Source organism: Acidovorax sp., assembly GCF_046339755.1.
Classification (GTDB): Bacteria; Pseudomonadota; Gammaproteobacteria; order Burkholderiales; family Burkholderiaceae_C; genus Acidovorax.
Genome location: NZ_JBKDTZ010000235.1, coordinates 21,322 through 38,487 on the forward strand (window position 1 = coordinate 21,322; position 17,166 = coordinate 38,487).

Consider the following 17,166-nt stretch of genomic DNA (forward strand, 5'->3'; position numbering starts at 1 on the left):
GCTTATGGGCCTGTCAAGCTGGCCAGGCCCTCCTGCCGCACCAGCTCCTCGTACCACTGCTGGTAGCCCGCGCTGCTCGGGTGCAGGCCATCGGCCGCATGCAGCTCGTCGGCGCGTTGCACGAACGGGTCCAGCGCGCGAGGCTTGAGCAGGCGAACATAGCGCACGCCGCTGTCGAGGGCCACCGTCTGCGCGGTGGCGTGCAGGCGCTTGGAGCGGCTCTCCATGAACCACGAGACCGGGGGCACGAAGAGTGGTGCATGGCCGACATTGCCGCAGGGCATCAGCACCACCTGCTTGCCGCGCGCCTTGGCAGTGCGGATGACCTGTTCCATGTGGTCGTGCAAATGCTGTTCCGACGTCAGCCGGATCACGTCGTTGCCGCCGGCCAGCACCAGCACCAGGTCATAACCCGTGCCGGCACGCTCGAGCTGGGCCTGCACGTCCTCGAACTTGGCACCATTGGAGGCCAGGTTGTCGATCTGCCAGCGCGGATGGGCGCTGCCGATGCGCCCCACCAGGCTGTCCTCGGGGCGGGCCGCGCCGGTACCCACGGCAGTGCTGTCGCCCACCACGAGGATGCGCCGCTCGGGCTGGGACGGCTGGGCGGTGTAGGGGCGCGATGCCTTGGCCAGGTCCGATGCCGTCATCAGGCGCCAGGGGGCGCAGCCGGTGAGCAGCAGGGCACCTGCCGCGACGGCGGCCAGGGCCCACCAGCGCGGTAGCGGGGCGTGAAAGTGGCGGGCAGGGTGGGGCATGGGGCGGTGGTGCAGATGACAGGGGTCGATACTGCAGAGTACGCACCGAAACCGGACCTGGATGTCGGATGCCTCGATGCCCGCGCGTAGGACGCCGGGCCACGCCTGCGCGCTCCGCTGGGCCCTACTTCTTGAACACCACGGCTTCCAGGCCCATGCCGCGGATGGTCTGCGCGGCCGTGTCGGCCTCGGACTTGCTGGCGAAGGGGCCCACGCGCACTCGGATGCGCGGGCCTTTGGCGCTTTCCAGCGGCTGGCGGAAGGCCGGCAGGCCCTCGTTGAGCAGGCGCGACTGCGTCTTGCGCGCATTGGCCTCTTCGGCGAACAGGCCCACGTTGATGTAGAAGCCCGATGCGCTGCCCACCATGGCGAGCTCGGGGTCGCTGGCGGCCGAAGCTGCGGGGCTGGCCGGTGCGGGAGCGGGCGCTGGCCGGGCGGGTTTGCTGGCGGCCGGGGTGCTGGCCGTGGCCTTGGATGCGGGAGCGGCTGGGGCACTGGCCCGGGTTTTGGCAGGGGCGGGGGCCTGCGGTGCCGCGGCAGGTACCGGGGCCGGCTTGCTGGCGGCCGCCGCGGGAGTGCTTGCCCTGGGTGCCGCGGGCGCGGGCGCCTTGGCCAAGACCGGCGCGGGTGCGCTGCCTGCGGCGGCTGCCGTGGGGGCGCTGGACGGCTGGCTGCGCGCGGCGGGCGCCGAGGCCAACTGCGGCGCGGCAGCCGGCACGGGGACTGGTGCAGGGGCAGGGGCAGGTGGGGATGCCGAGGGTGCGGCGTTTTCCGCGCTGGCTGGCGGGGCGGTCTCGGAGGCCGCGCCGATGCTTCCCGAGGCGCTGGGCGCGGCAGGTGGGGCGGCGGCGCCGCGCAGTACCGACACGGCCGCCAGGCCCGAGGTTGGAAGCGGCGCGGAGGCCGCAACCGCAGGGGCTGGGGCACCGGTGGCCACAGCGCTGCTGGCTTCGGGCGCGCTGCCGGGCGGGAACAGCATGTAGGCCAGCAGGGCCGTTGCCACCACGATCACATGCCCGATCACCACGGTGCTCAGCCGCTGGCGCGAACTGGCCTGGCGCTCCAGCAGCGCGGCGGCCTCGGGCAGCGTGCGCGAGGCCGACAGCGCGCGCGCGATGCGCTTGCGGATCTCGGTGTGCAGCACGGCATTGGCAAACAGGCCCGGCAGGGCGCAACTTAACAGCACGATGGCCGCCAGGAGGCCCCACTCCACCTGCTGCGGCAGGTGCAGGAACTGCCGGCCCAGGCCGAAGACCAGCAGCGCCAGCCCCTCGGCCGCAGCCACGTAGACCAGGGCCGCGCCCCAGAGCTGGCGGAACACCAGCCAGCTCAGCGTGAACAGCGCGGCCGGCCAGTTCCAGGTGGTGGTGGTGCGCCCTGCATCGTCGAAGCGCGCGAAGATGGGCAGGTAGTGGTCTGCGTTCACCGGGCCCAGGGCGACCCGGTACAGCGCCGTCATCGTGTTGTCCGACGGGGAGTCCAGCGACATGGGTGCGATGGCGTTGGCAGGGTCCAGTGTCAGGGGCATGCCCGATTCTGGCACGGGCCATGGCCCTCGTAAAAGAGGGAAGTGGCCGGCAGGCGCCCCCTTCCCGCTGCGATCAGACGCCGCCGCGGACCATGGACATGACCTTGGCAGCGTCCAGGGTCGAGGCCTTTTCGCGGATCTGCGGCAGGTACTGGGCCTGCAGGTCCTTGGCCGGGCCCAGCAGGTTCTGGAAGCTTTCGCGCAGCACGGCGGTGCTCATCACGCGCCCGCCTGCGTAGTAGCGCTTGGCCACCTGGCCCAGCGCATAGGTGGTGGCGAACGAGAAAGCCACGCCCGTGGCTGTCTGGCCGATGCCGCCGATGGTGCGGCCCGCCACCTTGCCCAGCAGGCCGCCGAGCAGCTTGCGGCCGAACTGCTCGATGTACTGCGAGGCCATGCCCACGCCGGCCGCCGCGATGAAATCCTTGATGTGGCCCTGGTCCAGCTCCACGCCATGCGCCTTTCCCACGGCGTAGACCATCTTGACCTGCATGGGGATGATGGCCATGGAGGCCCAGGACTGCGGCAGCAGCTCCAGCGCGCCGCACAGCAGCGCGTAGTTGAGGATGCTCTTGTCCAGCTCGGCATCGGGCACCTGCGGCACATTGCGAACGGGCAGGGCCGCCGCTGCGGCTGCGGCCACCGTGCCCGCGGCCACAGGCGCCAGACCCCGGGCAATGGGGGCGGCACGCTCGGCCACTTCCACCAGCGCATCAGCCTGCTGCTCGAAGGCCGCGGTGTCGCCGTCGCCGAGCTGCAGCCAGCCCTTGAGCTGCGCCAGGAAGGCGCGCTCGGTCTCGGTCTGGCGCCCATCCACGTCGCAGACGCAGACCGCCATCTCGTAGGCCAGCTGGCGCAGGCCCGGCTCGGTCAGCGCGGTGGCGGCGGCCTGGGCGCTGGTGCGCTGCAGCAGCACATCCTGAACCAGGCGCGGCAGGTCGATGGCCGGCGCGTCCTGCGCCAGAGACTGGGCGATGCGCCGGATCTCCTCGCGCTCGCTGTCGCCCTTGTGGCCATCGGCGAAGGCGGCGAACAGGGCGATGGTGAGAATGGCTTGTTGCTGGTCGAGTTGCATGGTGGCGTGGCTCCTGAGGAAGCCGTGGATGGCAGGACAGGGGTGCAGTGTGGCAAACCCAGGCTTTTCCATCACTGCGGTGGGGGCTTGCAGGGGGGGCAATGGCCGTACCGCTGCAAGGACGTGCCAATCGTCCTAGGATATTGGCCGACCCATCTGACCTCCTGGTGACCGCATGACCACAGCCCTCAAGATCGATTTCGTCTCCGACGTTTCCTGCCCCTGGTGCATCATCGGCCTCAAGTCGCTGGAACAGGCGGCCGAGCGCCTCAAGGGCGAGGTCGCGCTCGACCTGCACTTCCAACCCTTCGAGCTCAACCCGCAGATGGTGCCCGAAGGCCAGGACATCGCCGAGCACCTGCACGAGAAATACGGCGCCACGCCCGAGCAAAGCCAGAAGAACCGCGACGCCATCGCCGCGCGCGGTGCGGCCCTGGGCTTCACCTTCAACATGGCGCAGCGCAGCCGCATCTACAACACCTTCGACGCGCACCGCCTGCTGCACTGGGCCGAGGAAGAGAGCGACAAGCAGCCCGCGCTGAAGCACGCGCTGTTCAAGGCCTACTTCACCGATGGCCAGAGCCCCGGCGACCACGAGGTGCTGGCCCGCGTGGCTGGCGAGGTGGGGCTCGACGAGGCCGAGGCCCGTGCCTTGCTGGCGTCGGACCGCTACGCGCAGGAGGTGCGCGAGCGCGAGCAGTTCTACCTGCAGCAGGGCATCCACTCGGTGCCGGCCATCATCATCAACGACCGCCACCTGATCTCGGGCGGCCAGCCGCCCGAGGTGTTCGAGCAGGCCCTGCGCCAGATCGCATCCGGCAAGGTCTGAACAACAGAAAAGGGCGCCTCGGCGCCCTTTGTCATTTCAGCGGAATCGGGGTGGCCCGGTCCACCGGCACGGCCGTCACGCTGTTCTGCGGCGAGCCGTCCACCAGTTTTTCGGAATAGGTCAGGTAGACCAGCGTGTTGCGCGCCGGGTCCACCATGCGCACCACGCGCAGGCGCTTGAACAGGATGGACAGGCGTTCGCTGAACACTTCTTCCTGCTTGCGCAGCGGCGCGGGAAAACTCACCGGCCCGGTCTGTCGGCAGGCGATGGAGGCTTCGGAGCGGTCCTCTGCCAGGCCCAGCGATCCCTTGATGCCGCCCGTGCGGGCGCGCGAGACATAGCAGGTCACACCCGCCACGCCCGGGTCGGCGTATGCCTCGACGATGATGTCGTGGTCGCGGCCCAGCAGCTTGAAGGCCGTGTCCACCGTGCCGATCTTGTCGGGCGCGGCGCTGGCGGCGCCTGCTGCCAACAGCGTGAAGGCAGCCAGGGCCGCCGTGTGCAGGGCAGCGCGCGTCATGCCGCGGTCCCGGCTTCGGCGCAGCGCTTGGCCAGGTGGGCCAGGGCTTCCTCGACCTGGTCCACCAGCACCAGGCACAGGTCGCCCGGCTGCAGGCGGCCGAGGGCCGTGTCGATGGCGATGAACTCGCCGCGGATCTCTTCCACCTGCGTGGTGCGCGCCGCGCCGGCCAGGCCTTCGCGCAGCAGTGCCATCACCTCGCCGTCGCCGCGGCCACGCTGGGCCGCGTCCTGGTACAGGATCACGTCGTCGAAGGCGGCGCCAAGGATCACGGTCTGTTCGCGGATGTCCTCGTCGCGGCGGTCGCCGGCGCCGCTGATGACCACGCTGCGGCGCTTGCCGGGCAGGGCATCCACGGCAGCCACCAGGGCGCGCATGGCGTCGGGGTTGTGGCCGTAGTCGGCGATCACCGTGGCGCCGTTGTGGTCCATGATGTTGAAGCGGCCGGGGGCGTTGTCGCTGTCGTTCACGAAGCCCGACAGCCCGCGGCGGATGGTCTGCCAGGGCAGTCCGGCGCCCCAGGCGGCGGCCACCGAGGCCATGACGTTCTCCACCTGGAAGCCGATGCGGCCGTTGCGCGTGATCGGCACGTCGCGCAGGTGGATGGTCTCGCGCCAGGAGCCTTCGGAGGCGACGATGGAGTCGCCATCCACGTACACCGTGCGGTTGCCCTGGGCGCGGTGCGTGGCCATCACCGGGTTGTGGCGGTCGCTGGCGAAGTAGATGATCTTGCCGGGGCAGACCGGCGCCATGGCCGCCACGATGGGGTCGGCCGCGTTGAGCACGCCATAGCCGTCGGGTGCCACGTTCTGCACGATCACGCGCTTGAGCACGGCCAGGTCTTCCACCGTGGTGATGTAGTTCAGGCCCAGGTGGTCGCCCGCGCCAATGTTGGTCACCACAGCAACCTGGCAGCGGTCGAAGCCCAGGCCCTCGCGCAGGATGCCGCCGCGCGCGGTCTCGAACACGGCCGCGTCCACCTCGGGGTGCAGCAGCACATTGCGTGCGCTCTTGGGGCCGCTGCAGTCGCCGCTGTCGATCTGGCGGCCGTTCACGTACACGCCATCGGTGTTGGTCATGCCCACACGCAGGCCCTGGGCCGTGAACAGGTGGGCGATCAGGCGCGCCGTGGTGGTCTTGCCGTTGGTGCCGGTCACGGCCACGGTGGGGATGCGGCCGTCATCGCCGTGGGCATAGAGCTTGTCCACCATGGCCTGGCCCACATTGCGCGGCTTGCCGTACGACGGTGCCAGGTGCATGCGCAGGCCGGGCGCGGCATTCACCTCGACGAAGCCGCCGCCTTGTTCTTCCAGCGGGCGCAGCACGGTCTCGGCGACCATGTCCACGCCGCAGATGTGCAGGCCCACCATCTGGGCTGCCGCGATGGCGCGGGCCGCCACCTCGGGGTGCACGTCGTCCGTCACGTCGGTGGCGGTGCCGCCGGTGGACAGGTTGGCGTTGTTGCGCAGGATCACGCGCTGCCCCTTGGGTGGTACGGAGTCGGGCGTCAGGTCCTGGGCCGCCAGGCGGGCCACGGCGATGTCGTCCAGGCGGATCTTGGTCAGCGAGGTGGCATGGCCTTCACCGCGGCGTGGGTCCAGGTTGACCTGCTCGACCAGTTCGCGCACCGTGTGCTGGCCGTCGCCCAGCACCTGGGGCGGCTCGCGGCGCGCAGCGGCCACGAGTTGGTCGCCCACCACGAGCAGGCGAAAATCGTGGCCGGGCAAAAAGCGCTCGACCATCACGGTGCCGTATTCCTCGGCGTTCTTGTAGGCGGCTTCGAGCTGAGCGCGGTCGGTAATGTTCACCGTGACGCCCTTGCCCTGGTTACCGTCCTGCGGCTTGACCACCACGGGCAGGCCTACCTTCTGGGCCACTTCCCAGGCTTCGTCGACGCTCTCGACGGGCTTGCCCAGCGGCACGGGCACGCCGGCGGCATGCAGCAGGCGCTTGGTCAGATCCTTGTCCTGGCCGATGGACTCGGCCACGGCGCTGGTGGAGTCCACCTCGGCGGCCTGGATGCGGCGCTGCTTGGAACCCCAGCCGAACTGCACCAGGCTGCCGCGCGTGAGGCGGCGGTAGGGAATGCCGCGGGCTACGGCGGCGTCCACGATGGAGCCGGTGCTCGGGCCCAGGCGCTCGTCCTCGTCGAGCTCGCGCAGGTCGGCTACGGCCTTTTCGGCATCGAAGCTGCCCTTGCCCAGCGCGGCCTGGATCAGCTTTTGCGCGTCCTCGAAGGCCTGGCGGCCCACAGCCTCTTCGCTGTACTCCACCACCACCTGGTACACGCCGGCATCGGTGGTGGCCGTGGTGCGCGCAAAGGTCACACGGCAGCCGGCCTGGGCCTGCAGCGCCAGCGCGGCGGTCTGCAGCACGTGGGCCAGCGAGATGTCGCCGTCGCCGCCCTCGGGGTGCAGTGCGCCGATGGCGGGGAACAGGGCGCGCAGGCGCGCCTCGAACCCGTCCATCTGGCGGATGGCGCGTTCGTTCTCATCGCAGGCCACGACGGCCTCGATGGCCATGTGGCGGCTCCACAGGTTGGGGCCGCGCAGGGCCCGGGTGCGGGATACATCCATGGAAATTCTCTTTCAGTGTCCATTGGGGCGGGCAGGCCCCGGAGTCATCGCAGTGTTCGGTCTATCGGGCGCGCAGGGGCTCAGGTGCGCAAACCTGGGGGCGGTGGCAGGTCGGGCTCGAAGGTCTTGATGCCGGCACCGATCAGATCGGGCGCAATGTCCATGGCCCAGGCGGCGCCTGCGGCGGCCAGCAGGGCATCGGTGTCGGGCACCACGGCATTGCGGCCAAAGGTCAGCTCGGCCAGCGTGCCCAGCACATGCTCGGCACTGCCCGTGGCCAGCACCACGCGGCCGTTCTTCACCACCACGGCCCGGCCGTTGTCCTTGGCACGGTGTTCGACGATGGCCGGCAGCGTGTGGTCCTGCGCATACAGCACCACGTCGCCATCGCACAGGCGGGCCAGGTCGACCACCTGTTCCTCGGCGGCGTTGAGCACGGCGGCGCCGTCGGCCAGCACCACGTCGACCTGGGTGCGCAGCACCTTGGTCATCTGGTCCTGTTCGTGCACGTCGAATTCGGCCAGGGTGCCGGCGCCGTCCATGTCGGTCACCACGCCCACCTTGCAGCGGTCATACGCCAGGCCGTCGCGCAGGATGGTGCGGGCGTCGTTCTCGATCACCGCGGCCTGCACCATCTGGTTCATCAGCAGGCGGTGGGCGGCTTCCCAGTGGGCGCTGTCGGTGGCGTCCACGTGGCGGCGGTCCAGGAACAGGCCGTCACGGCAGGCCACTCCGGTGTGGCGGCCGCTCAGGTGCAGCAGCCAGGCCACCAGGCGCGAGATGGTCGCGGTGTTGCGCGTACCGGCGACGCCCACCACGGGGATGCGGCCGGCCGTGCCCTCGGCATGGTCCTCGGTCGGGAACAGGTGCTCCACGATGGCCTGGCCCACGGGGCGGGGCGCGCCCACGGCGGGTTTCAGGTGCATCAGCAGGCCGGGGCCGGCGTTCACCTCGACGATGGCGCCACCCTGGGTGTGCAGGGGCTTGGAGATGTCCTGCGCCACCATGTCGATGCCCGCGATATCCAGGCCCACGACCTTGGCTGCGAGCTGGGCGATGTAGGCCACCTCGGGGTGCACGTCGTCCGTGCAGTCCACGGCCACGTTGCCGTTGCGCTGCACCACGATGACCCGGCCGGCAGCGGGCACGGAGCCGGCATCCAGGTCCTGGCGCTTGAGTTCCAGCTGCACCTTGGTGTCGGTGGCCAGGTCGATGATTTCCAGCGGGTATTCCTCTTCGTAGCCGCGGCGCGGGTCGGAGTTGAGCTGGCTGTCGATCAGCTCCTTGACGGTGGAGCGGCCGTTGCCGGTGATGCTCACCACCTCGCCGCGTGCGGCGGCCACCACCTTGCCGCCCACCACCAGCAGGCGGTGCTCGTCGCCGGGGATGAAGCGCTCGACCATCACGTCGCTGCCCTCGGGGTAGGCCACGTGGTAGGCAGCCTCGATGTCTTCCCGCTTGCGCAGGTCCAGGGTCACGCCGCGGCCGTGGTTGCCGTCCGAGGGCTTGACCACCACGGGCAGGCCGATGTCCTCGGCCGCTTCCCAGGCTTCCTCGGGGCTGTTGACCACCTGGCCTTCGGGAATCGGCACGCCGCAGGCCTTGAGCAGGCCCTTGGTCAGGTCCTTGTCGCTGGCGATGCCTTCGGCGATGGCGCTGGTGAATTCGGTCTCGGCGGTCCAGATGCGGCGCTGGCTGGCGCCGTAGCCCAGCTGCACCAGGTTGCCATCGTTCAGGCGGATGTGCGGGATGCTGCGGTCGGTGGCGGCCGTGACGATGCAGGCCGTGCTGGGGCCCAGGTACTGGTCGTCCACCTCGGTGCGCACGCGCGCCACGGCGGCGGCCACGTCGAAGGGCTCGTCGTTGATGGCCGACATCAAGAGCCGGTGGCCCTGGGCCAGGGCCACGCGCGCCACCTGTTCGTCACGCGCGCGGAACACCATGCGGTATACGCCGCGCTGCGAGGTGCTGCGCGTCTGGCCAAAGCCCGTGGGCATGCCGGCCAGGTTGAGCAGCTCGATCACGATGTGCTCCAGCACGTGGCCGCTCCATGTGCCTTCCTCCAGGCGCTGCAGGAAGCCGCCGCGCTCGCCCACACCGCAGTGGTGCTCGATCAGCGCGGGCAGCCAGGCCGTCAGGCGATCGTTCAGGCCGGGCAGGGTGTGGGAGGGGTGGTCCTCCAGCACACCCAGGTCCAGCCAGACTTCCAGCACGGGCCGGTAGGTCCAGATGTTGGGTCCACGCAGGTAATTGATGCGGAGCAGTTGGATGTCGTTGAATTTCGCCATGGGTTGCAGCGGGTAGGGGTTCCGGCCTTTCGGGGCTATGCGGGGGAGGACAACGAGAATATGGGGGAATATTGTGCTCCACCCGGACGGCAGCAGCGGCTGTCAGCCGGGGAGCCGTCGCAGACGTTACAGGTGGATGCCTTGGCGTTCCTGCCCGCAGTATCGGGGAGAATTCGCGCTGCGGCGCAATCGGTGACCGCTGGCTGCCAGGGGCGCAAATACCAATCCAACATGCAACATCACCATTCTGTGGACGCCTCCGGTGTCTTTTCCGGCCCCCTGGGTGCCGACCTGCGGGCCATGCTCGCTTCCCAAGAGAACGTGCTGGCCACGTTACAGGTTGACCTGAGTGGCGAACTGCGCTTCGCCACGGGCTGGGTGGTGGTGACTTCCGAGCGCCTGCTGGCCTGCGAGCCCGGTACCAGTGCCTGGCGGGCCTGGCCGCGCAGCCCCGCCCTGGAACTGCGCATGCACGACCACGGGGGCATCGGCGCGCTGGAGCTGCACGATGCCGACGCGCGCCTGGCGCTCTGGCGCTTCACCCTGGGCCAACATGCCCAGGCGCTGCGCCTGGTGCAGCGCTTCGAGCAGCCCGCTGGCGCCAGCGAGGCGGAGGAAGCCACCTGCCCCCAGTGCCACACCCCCCTGCCACCCGATACCGAAGAGTGCCCGGCCTGCGCACGCGCCCAGCCGCCGCAGACCTCCACCTGGGTGCTGCTGCGCCTGTGGCGCTTTGCCCGCCCCTACCGCAAGCAATTGGCGGCCGGCTTCGCGCTGACCCTGGCCTCCACGGCGGCCACCCTGGTGCCGCCCTACCTGACCATCCCGCTGATGGACGACATCCTGATCCCGTTCCAGAACGGGCAGAAGATCGAGCCCGGCCTGGTCATGCTGTACCTGAGCGGGCTGCTGCTGTCGGCCCTGGCGGCCTGGGGCCTGTCCTGGGCGCGCACCTACATCCTGGCGCTGGTGTCCGAGCGCATCGGCGCCGACCTGCGCACCACCACCTACGAGCACCTGCTGCGCTTGTCGCTCGACTATTTCGGCGGCAAGCGCACGGGCGACCTCATGGCGCGCATCGGCTCGGAGACGGACCGCATCAACGTTTTCCTTTCCTTGCATGCCCTGGATTTCGTGACCGACGTGCTCATGATCATGATGACGGCGGCCATCCTGTTTTCCATCAACCCCTGGCTGGCCCTGGTCACCTTGGTGCCGCTGCCCTTCATCGCCTGGATGATCCACACCGTGCGCGACCGCCTGCGCACCGGCTTCGAGAAGATCGACCGCGTCTGGTCCGAGGTGACCAACGTGCTGGCCGACACCATCCCCGGCATCCGCGTGGTCAAGGCCTTCGCCCAGGAAAAGCGCGAGGCCCAGCGCTTTCGCGATGCCAACCAGCACAACCTGGAGGTCAACGACAAGCTCAACAAGACCTGGTCGCTGTTCACCCCCACGGTGTCGCTGCTGACCGAAATCGGCCTGCTCGTGGTCTGGGCCTTCGGCATCTGGCTGGTGTCGCGCAACCAGATCACGGTGGGGGTGCTCACGGCCTTCATCGCCTACATCGGGCGCTTCTACAGCCGGCTCGACTCCATGAGCCGCATCGTCTCGGTCACGCACAAGTCGGCGTCCGCCGCCAAGCGCATCTTCGACATCCTGGACCACGTGAGCAACGTGCCCGATCCGGCCCAACCGGTGAAGGTGGACAAGGTGCAGGGCGCCATCGCCATGCGCAACGTGGGTTTCCGCTACGGCAGCCGGGCCGTCATCAAGGGGCTGGAGCTGGATATCCGCCCTGGAGAGATGATCGGCCTGGTGGGCCACAGCGGCTCGGGCAAGAGCACTCTGGTCAACCTGATCAGCCGCTTCTACGACGTGACCGACGGCTCCATCCAGGTCGATGGCGTGGACATCCGCCGTTTTGCCGTGGCCGACTACCGGCGCCACATCGGCCTGGTGCTGCAGGAGCCCTTCCTGTTCTTCGGCACCATTGCCGAGAACATCGCCTACGGCAAACCCGAGGCCACGCGCCAGGAGATCGTGGCCGCAGCCCGTGCGGCCAACGCGCACGAATTCATCCTGCGCCTGCCGCACGGCTACGATTCGCTGGTGGGCGAGCGCGGCCAGGGCCTGTCGGGCGGCGAGCGCCAGCGCATCAGCATCGCGCGGGCTCTGCTGATCGACCCGCGCATCCTGATCCTGGACGAGGCCACCTCGGCCGTGGACACCGAGACCGAGAAGGAGATCCAGAAGGCGCTGGACAACCTGGTCCAGGGCCGCACCACCATCGCTATCGCCCACCGCCTGTCCACCCTGCGCAAGGCCGACCGCCTGGTGGTGATGGACCGCGGCGAGGTCGTGGAAGTAGGCCCGCACGACGAACTCATGGAGAAACAGGGCGCCTACTGGCGCCTGTATGAAGCCCAGGCCCGCCGTGCCGAAGAGGATGCCCAGGCCGCCGGCGTGATCATCGACAGCAGCCTGCTGCACCCGGCCCACCCTGCGGGCAACGCCTGAGACAGGGGCACAGGAATCACCATGACCGAATTGAACATGTCCCCGACCCAGCCGGTGCAACTGCACCGCGACCTCCACGGGCGCCTGGTGCTCACCCTGCCCGACGGCACCGTGCACCAGGGCGTGGTGCCCGTGCGCGCCTTTCCCATCGCAGCGCCCGCCGAGGGCCTGTCCCTGGTGGGCAGCGATGGCCATGAACTGCTGTGGCTGGACCGCTTCGACCAGCTACCCCCGGCCGGGCGTGCCCTGGTCGAGGAAGAGCTGGCGGTGCGGGAGTTTGTGCCCACTATCGAAAAAATAGCCGCAGTATCGAGTTTTTCGACGCCCAGCACCTGGGATGTGGAAACCGACCGGGGCCCCGCACGCCTGGTGCTCAAGGCCGAGGAAGACATCCGCCGGCTCGGCGGACGCACCCGCTTGCTGATTGCCGCAGGCGAGGGTGTGCAGTTCAAGGTGCCCGATACCACGCAGCTGGACCGGCACTCGCGGCGCCTGCTCGAACGCTTTCTCTGACGCCTGGCCCACCCCCGCCCGCCCCGGCTTGATGCAGGGGCGGGTTTTTTTCGCCCTTTCATGGCTTAAAAACTAGGGGTAAACCCCTAATTTTGGGCTTAAAGGCAAAAAAGACCTCAATTTCCCCTTTTGTTTGCCGTTATGAATGTACGAAGAGTCCGGAAGTGCCTCTGTCCATTCCATCCACCACCTGGGGCCCGCCATGCAAATGCCACCTGTTGATCGATCGCCGACCTGGCGTCCTCCGGGCGCCGATTTGTATTCCACCGGCGCCTCGGGGGCGCCGCCGATACGCCCTGTGAACGCGCCACTGCCCGTCGAGTCCATGGACCGGCTGGGGGAGGGGGCTATCGTGCGCGAGCCCGACAAGCCCTCGGCGCCCGAGGCGCCGAACCGCGACTGGACCGAGGTGAAGAAGAAGGAAACGGTGGAGGAGCCGCCCGAGCCGCCGCCGGAGCCCATCTACAAGCAGTTGCTCGAACTCATACAGTCCATGTGGCGTGCCAGCGGCAGCGCCGTGGAGGTGGCGCAGGACATCAACAAGGTGACCCAGCAGGAGCGCCTGGCCCAGCAGGTCAAGAACGAACCGCTGACCTACTCGGATCCCAAGGTCAAGCGCACGGCCGGGCTGTGAACCGGTAGCCAGGATGGGGCGCTGCGGCGGCGCCGGACAGGGTGGGTTTTTTCGCTATCGAAGCGATAGCAATTGAGGTCAGGGAGCGCTGGCTGCAGGAGCGGGAGCGGCAGGCGCCTGCTGTTGTTTGGCGCGATCCCGTTCGGCGCGGTACTTGGCCGCAAAAACGCGCACCTCTTCGTACGAGACAAAGCCATCGCGGTCGGTATCGGCCTCGTCGAAGGCATTGGCCAGGCGCGGGAACAGTTTCACTTCGGTCCGGCTGAGCTTGCCGTCACCGTTGAAGTCCAGCATCTTGAATTCGCGGATGGCCTTGGCCTCACCCTTGGACAGGCCTTCGGTATCGGCGGGCGGCGGAGCGACCGGCGCCTGTGCGGACGCCAGGCTGCACGCCATCAGGGCCGCGGCGCCCCATGCCAGAAAAATCGTCTTCTTCATGCGCTCAAATCCTTGTGATGGGCCATGGTCCCACAGATGCAGCCCGCCGGTGCCCTTTGCAATCGGTCAGAGGCCGTCTTTCACCACAAGTTGCAAACCATTGCACAAACTTGCGCGCGGGTTGCCCTTCAATCCGCCAGCAGCGTGACCGGGTTGGACACCCCGCTGTTCACATGCCCGGCCGGAACATGCAGCGATGCCGAGGTGACGTGTCCGGTCTGGTCGTCGAAGAAGAAGTCGGGCTCGAACTCGCGCAGGAACTCACCCTTGGGCAGCCCGCCGAGGAACATGGCCTCGTCCACGGCGATGTCCCAGTCCATCAGCGTGCGGATGGCGCGTTCGTGCGCGGGCGCGCTGCGCGCCGTGACCAGCGCGGTACGGATGCGCATGCCCGTGCCGCCCGCGTGCTGCAGCCGGTGCAGGGCGGCCAGCAGGGGTTTGAACGGGCCATCGGGCAGGGGCTGCGCCGCCTTGTCGGTCTCGTGCCGCTGGAAGGCGGCCAGCCCTTCGGCCTGGTAGACGCGTTCGGCCTCGTCCGAGAACAGCACGGCATCGCCGTCGAAGGCAATGCGCACCTCGTGCGGGTTGGTGTCGCCCGCGCGCACGGATTCGGTCAGCACCCGCGCCGCCGGGTAGCCCAGGTGCAGGGCCTGGCGTACGTCGGCCTCGTTGGCCGACAGGAACAGGTGCGCCCCCAGCGGGCGCAGGTAGCGGAACGGGTCGCGGCCCTGGGTGAACACGCCGCGCTGCACCATGGGCAGGCCGTGGGCGAGGCAAGAGCGGAACACACGCATGCCGCTCACCGGGTCGTTGCGCGAGAGCAGCACCACCTCCACCCGCTGGTGCTCGGTGGTGTTGAAGGCCAGCAGCTTGCGCACCAGCGAAAAGGCCACGCCCGGCGCGGCCGGCACGTCCAGGCGCTGGCGCTGCATCTCCACGTAGGCGCGGTCGTCCGTGTCGTCGAAGACGCGGTTTTCTTCCTCGAAATTGAACAGCGCCCGCGAGGAGATCGCGACCACCAGCTTGTCGTCCAGGGTGACGGCCATGGCGTGTCTACCTACTTGACGAACTGGTTGAGCTGGATGATGGGCAGCATCACGGCAAGCACGATGGCCATCACCACCAGCCCCATGGCCACGATCAGCAGGGGCTCCAGGATGGTGGCCAGCTGCATGGCGCGGCGCTGCACCTCGACCGACAGCTGCGTGGCGGCGCGCTGCAGCATCACCGGCAACTGGCCTGTCTGCTCGCCCAGGCGCGCGAACATCGACAGCAGGCCCGGAAAGCGCTTCTTCTGCGCCAGGGCCGAGGCCAGGGGCGCGCCCTCGCGCACCAGCACCAGGGCATCGAGCGCATCGGCACGCAGGGCGCGGTTGTTCAGGGTTTCGGCGGCGGCCTGCAGGGCGCGCAGGATGGGCACGCCGGCACTGGCCAGCATGGCCAGCGTGCTGGCAAAGCGCGCCGCGTTGTAGCCGCGTGCGAGCTTGCCTACCAGGGGCAGGTTGAGCCAGGCGGCATCGAAGCGTTCACGCACGCTCTCGGACTTCAGCGACCAGCGCAGGCCCAGTGCGCCGAGGACCAGCACACCGAAGATCGCCAGCCCATAGTTGCGCACCAGGGCGCTGATGCCCAGCATCACCGTGGTGATGAAAGGCAGGGCGCGCTTGGAACCCGCGAACACGCTGGCCACCTGGGGCACCACATAGCCCAGCAGGAACATCACGAGGGCGATCGCCACCAGGGTCACGATGGCCGGGTAGAGCGCGGCGCCCACCAGCTTGGCCTTGAGCGCCTGGCGGTCTTCGAGGTCATCGGCCAGGCGTTCGAGCACCAGGCCCAGGTTGCCGCTGTGCTCGCCGGCACCGATCACCGCGCAGTAGATGTCGGAGAACTCGCGCGGGTGCTGGCCCAGCGCACGGGCGAAGGTGGCGCCGGCATTCACCTCGGCGCGCAGCGCGGCCACCAGGTGGCGCTGGCGGTCGTCGTCGGCCTCGTCCGAAAGCGCGCTCAGGGCGCGCTCCAGCGGCAGGCCCGAACTCACCAGACCGGCGATCTGCCGCGTCCAGATGGCCAGGCCGGTGGCGTTGAACACCGGGCGGGTGAACAGGCTGCGGTTCCAGCCCTGGCCGGAGCCGTCGCGGGACTGCCCGGTCTGCACCTGCTCCACTGCAATCGGCACCAGGGCCTGCGCACGCAACTGGGTGCGGGCGGACTTGGCGGTGTCGGCCTCCATCAGGCCTTTGCGGGTCTGGCCCTGGGCGTCCAGGGCTTCAAAGGAAAAAGCGGGCATGCAGCAGGTGGTGGGTGGGCGGTTGCGAAGTGCACAAATGCACTGTCATCAGCCCGATGGTAGCGGCAACCGGCACCCGATACCGTGACGCACCACCCCCGCAGGTGACAAGCCGGCTACCCCAGCCGATTTCTCAGGCCGCCACGGGGCTGCCCAGGGCCGCATGGGCCTGCGCCGCGATCTCCAGCGAACGCAGCCGCAATGCGGGGTCGTAGACATCGCTCACCAGCATCAGCTCGTTGGCACCGGTCTCGCGCACCAGGTCGGCTAGACCAGCCTGCACGGTCTCGGGCCCGCCGATCACGGCCGCTGCCAGGAAGTCGCCGATGGCCGCGCGCTCCTGCGGCTGCAGGCGCGCCGCAAAATTCTCCACGGGTGGCAGCAGCAGGCGCCGGTCGCCGGTGAGGATGCCCAGCACGCGCTGGTAGGTGCTGCTGGCCAGGAACTCGGCCTCCTCGTCGGTAGGCGCCGCGATCAACGGCACGCCGATGGCCAGGTAGGGCTTGGGCCAGGCGGCCGAGGGGCGGTACAGGTTGCGGTACAGGTCGATGGCCTGGTGCAGCAGGCGCGGCGCGAAATGCGAGGCAAAGGCATAGGGCAGGCCGCGCTCGGCTGCCAACTGGGCCGAGAACAGGCTCGAACCCAGCAGCCAGATGGGCACATTGGTGCCGGCACCGGGCGTGGCCACCAGGCGCTGGCCCGGCTCCGGTGCGGCCAGCAGGCGCTGCAGCTCGGCCACATCCTGCGGAAAGTCGTCGGCCGTCTCCACGCGGCTGCGGCGCAGCGCGCGCATGGTGGCAGGGTCGGTGCCGGGCGCGCGGCCCAGCCCCAGGTCGATGCGGCCGGGGTAGAGCTCGGCCAGCGTGCCGAAGGCCTCGGCCACCACCAGCGGCGCATGGTTGGGCAGCATCACCCCGCCCGAGCCCACGCGGATGCGCGAGGTGCCGCCCGCGATGTGCCCCACCAGCACGGCCGTGGCCGAGCTGGCGATGCCGGCCATGTTGTGGTGCTCGGCCAGCCAGTAGCGGGCAAAACCGAGCTTTTCGGCATGCTGGGCGGTGCGCAGGGCGATCTGCAGGGCCTCGGCCACGGTGCCGCCATCGCGGACGGCCACCAGGTCCAGCATGGAAAGGGCGGTGCGGGGGGAAACAGGTTCAGTCATGTGCGCATTGTGGTCCGGCCCGGCCGGCAGCGCTT

The 17,166-nt window shown here is 69.2% G+C and carries 14 protein-coding genes; 4 read left to right on the forward strand and 10 right to left on the reverse strand.

The window, feature by feature from the left end; all coding sequences use genetic code 11:
- Window positions 1-2 precede the first annotated feature (2 nt).
- The 3 genes from ACK59X_RS19915 to ACK59X_RS19925 form a co-directional block, all read right to left on the reverse strand.
- Window positions 3-758 (reverse strand): SGNH/GDSL hydrolase family protein, encoded by a 756-nt coding sequence (locus tag ACK59X_RS19915; RefSeq protein WP_409960054.1) that lies wholly within the window; start codon window positions 756-758, stop codon window positions 3-5.
- A gap of 124 nt (window positions 759-882) precedes the next feature.
- The gene (locus tag ACK59X_RS19920; protein ID WP_409960056.1) at window positions 883-2,286 is read right to left on the reverse strand and encodes an SPOR domain-containing protein; all 1,404 of its coding nucleotides are present in this window, start codon (window positions 2,284-2,286) and stop codon (window positions 883-885) included.
- Between the two features lie 73 nt (window positions 2,287-2,359).
- Complete coding sequence (locus ACK59X_RS19925) at window positions 2,360-3,361, reverse strand: YcjF family protein (protein ID WP_409960058.1); 1,002 nt, start codon at window positions 3,359-3,361, stop codon at window positions 2,360-2,362.
- A gap of 175 nt (window positions 3,362-3,536) precedes the next feature.
- Here ACK59X_RS19925 and ACK59X_RS19930 point away from each other — a divergent pair, with 175 nt between their 5' ends.
- Window positions 3,537-4,190: a DsbA family oxidoreductase gene (locus tag ACK59X_RS19930; RefSeq protein WP_409960060.1), complete on the forward strand. Its 654-nt coding sequence runs from the start codon at window positions 3,537-3,539 to the stop codon at window positions 4,188-4,190.
- Window positions 4,191-4,221: 31 nt separating this feature from the next.
- Here the strand turns inward: ACK59X_RS19930 and ACK59X_RS19935 are convergent, their stop codons facing one another.
- The 3 genes from ACK59X_RS19935 to cphA (ACK59X_RS19945) form a co-directional block, all read right to left on the reverse strand.
- Entirely contained in the window at window positions 4,222-4,710 is a 489-nt protein-coding gene (locus tag ACK59X_RS19935) for a CreA family protein (protein WP_409960062.1), read from the reverse strand.
- Window positions 4,707-7,286: a cyanophycin synthetase gene (cphA, locus tag ACK59X_RS19940; protein ID WP_409960064.1), complete on the reverse strand. Its 2,580-nt coding sequence runs from the start codon at window positions 7,284-7,286 to the stop codon at window positions 4,707-4,709. The genes ACK59X_RS19935 and cphA (ACK59X_RS19940) overlap by 4 nt, the downstream gene beginning before the upstream one ends.
- Before the next feature lie 80 nt (window positions 7,287-7,366).
- Window positions 7,367-9,574 (reverse strand): cyanophycin synthetase, encoded by a 2,208-nt coding sequence (gene cphA / locus ACK59X_RS19945; protein WP_409960066.1) that lies wholly within the window; start codon window positions 9,572-9,574, stop codon window positions 7,367-7,369.
- A 231-nt stretch (window positions 9,575-9,805) separates the two neighbouring features.
- On the opposite strand from cphA (ACK59X_RS19945), the gene ACK59X_RS19950 reads away from it, so the two are divergent.
- The 3 genes from ACK59X_RS19950 (at window position 9,806) to ACK59X_RS19960 (ending at window position 13,241) form a co-directional block, all read left to right on the forward strand.
- The gene (locus ACK59X_RS19950) at window positions 9,806-12,094 is read left to right on the forward strand and encodes an ABC transporter ATP-binding protein (RefSeq protein ID WP_409960068.1); all 2,289 of its coding nucleotides are present in this window, start codon (window positions 9,806-9,808) and stop codon (window positions 12,092-12,094) included.
- A 21-nt stretch (window positions 12,095-12,115) separates the two neighbouring features.
- Window positions 12,116-12,607: a DUF1854 domain-containing protein gene (locus ACK59X_RS19955; RefSeq protein WP_409960070.1), complete on the forward strand. Its 492-nt coding sequence runs from the start codon at window positions 12,116-12,118 to the stop codon at window positions 12,605-12,607.
- 202 nt (window positions 12,608-12,809) lie between these two features.
- Window positions 12,810-13,241 carry a hypothetical protein gene (locus tag ACK59X_RS19960; protein ID WP_409960072.1) on the forward strand — a complete coding sequence of 144 codons (432 nt, stop codon included), beginning with the start codon at window positions 12,810-12,812 and terminating at the stop codon, window positions 13,239-13,241.
- Between the two features lie 78 nt (window positions 13,242-13,319).
- Here ACK59X_RS19960 and ACK59X_RS19965 read toward each other — a convergent pair whose 3' ends face one another.
- The 4 genes from ACK59X_RS19965 to ACK59X_RS19980 form a co-directional block, all read right to left on the reverse strand.
- Window positions 13,320-13,679, reverse strand: coding sequence for an EF-hand domain-containing protein (locus ACK59X_RS19965; RefSeq protein WP_409960073.1), 360 nt, complete (start codon window positions 13,677-13,679; stop codon window positions 13,320-13,322).
- Between the two features lie 128 nt (window positions 13,680-13,807).
- The gene (locus ACK59X_RS19970; RefSeq protein ID WP_409960075.1) at window positions 13,808-14,725 is read right to left on the reverse strand and encodes a 5'-nucleotidase; all 918 of its coding nucleotides are present in this window, start codon (window positions 14,723-14,725) and stop codon (window positions 13,808-13,810) included.
- 11 nt (window positions 14,726-14,736) lie between these two features.
- Window positions 14,737-15,969, reverse strand: a complete 1,233-nt coding sequence (gene gspF, locus ACK59X_RS19975; RefSeq protein ID WP_409960077.1) for a type II secretion system inner membrane protein GspF — start codon at window positions 15,967-15,969, stop codon at window positions 14,737-14,739.
- 133 nt (window positions 15,970-16,102) lie between these two features.
- Window positions 16,103-17,131, reverse strand: a complete 1,029-nt coding sequence (locus ACK59X_RS19980) for an LLM class flavin-dependent oxidoreductase (RefSeq protein ID WP_409960079.1) — start codon at window positions 17,129-17,131, stop codon at window positions 16,103-16,105.
- Window positions 17,132-17,166 lie beyond the last annotated feature (35 nt).

Coding starts and splice junctions, on each gene's coding strand:
- ACK59X_RS19930 (WP_409960060.1), top strand. CDS start 3,537: ATGACCACAGCCCTCAAGATCGATTTCGTCTCCGACGTTTCCTGCCCC.
- ACK59X_RS19965 (WP_409960073.1), bottom strand. CDS start 13,679: ATGAAGAAGACGATTTTTCTGGCATGGGGCGCCGCGGCCCTGATGGCG.
- ACK59X_RS19955 (WP_409960070.1), top strand. CDS start 12,116: ATGACCGAATTGAACATGTCCCCGACCCAGCCGGTGCAACTGCACCGC.
- ACK59X_RS19980 (WP_409960079.1), bottom strand. CDS start 17,131: ATGACTGAACCTGTTTCCCCCCGCACCGCCCTTTCCATGCTGGACCTG.
- gspF (WP_409960077.1), bottom strand. CDS start 15,969: ATGCCCGCTTTTTCCTTTGAAGCCCTGGACGCCCAGGGCCAGACCCGC.
- ACK59X_RS19935 (WP_409960062.1), bottom strand. CDS start 4,710: ATGACGCGCGCTGCCCTGCACACGGCGGCCCTGGCTGCCTTCACGCTG.
- ACK59X_RS19950 (WP_409960068.1), top strand. CDS start 9,806: ATGCAACATCACCATTCTGTGGACGCCTCCGGTGTCTTTTCCGGCCCC.
- cphA (WP_409960064.1), bottom strand. CDS start 7,286: ATGGATGTATCCCGCACCCGGGCCCTGCGCGGCCCCAACCTGTGGAGC.
- ACK59X_RS19920 (WP_409960056.1), bottom strand. CDS start 2,286: ATGCCCCTGACACTGGACCCTGCCAACGCCATCGCACCCATGTCGCTG.
- ACK59X_RS19915 (WP_409960054.1), bottom strand. CDS start 758: ATGCCCCACCCTGCCCGCCACTTTCACGCCCCGCTACCGCGCTGGTGG.
- ACK59X_RS19960 (WP_409960072.1), top strand. CDS start 12,810: ATGCAAATGCCACCTGTTGATCGATCGCCGACCTGGCGTCCTCCGGGC.
- ACK59X_RS19970 (WP_409960075.1), bottom strand. CDS start 14,725: ATGGCCGTCACCCTGGACGACAAGCTGGTGGTCGCGATCTCCTCGCGG.
- ACK59X_RS19925 (WP_409960058.1), bottom strand. CDS start 3,361: ATGCAACTCGACCAGCAACAAGCCATTCTCACCATCGCCCTGTTCGCC.
- cphA (WP_409960066.1), bottom strand. CDS start 9,574: ATGGCGAAATTCAACGACATCCAACTGCTCCGCATCAATTACCTGCGT.